This is a genomic window from uncultured Roseibium sp., assembly GCF_947499295.1.
In the GTDB taxonomy this organism is placed as follows: Bacteria; Pseudomonadota; Alphaproteobacteria; order Rhizobiales; family Stappiaceae; genus Roseibium.
On sequence record NZ_CANMNP010000133.1, the window covers coordinates 1 to 502 of the forward strand.

Genomic DNA, 502 nt, shown 5'->3' on the forward strand with positions numbered 1-502 from the left:
TCTGCGTCACAAGGGAGTTGACCCTGATGTCCATCATGTCGGCGGAGTTCCCGTAGTAGTCCGCGGTGGGGAAAGCCCATCACATGGCGAAGGGGAATAGTTCAAACTGCTTGCAGTGCAAACTATCTGACCAAGCGAGGTGAAGACCTTTGATAATCATCGAAATGCAGCACAAGCTCGCAACATGGGCCGAGAGCGATCCAAACCGACGGTTTGATCGTCTTCTTCGGCTGATTGCCAATCGGGAATGGCTTGCCGAGGCTGCACGGATGGTTCTGGCGTCAAGCGGCGCACGGACCCCGGGCATAGATGGAATAGACAAGCAACGAATGCAGGCCGGGTTGGAGCGCCATCTGACCGATCTGCGAACTGACCTGCTGAAGGGTAACTATTGCCCGAAGCCGGTCAAGCGGATCTATATCCCTAAAGCCAATGGCAAGCTACGACCGCTGGGTATACCGACCCTGACAGACCGCATCGTCCAGCGCGCCATGCTGATGGC

Annotated in this window: 1 pseudogene; it reads left to right on the forward strand. The window is 56.4% G+C overall.

The features are described from left to right. Positions 1-149: 149 nt before the first annotated feature. A pseudogene (locus tag Q0835_RS30105) lies at positions 150-502 on the forward strand (group II intron reverse transcriptase/maturase); the annotation flags it as partial.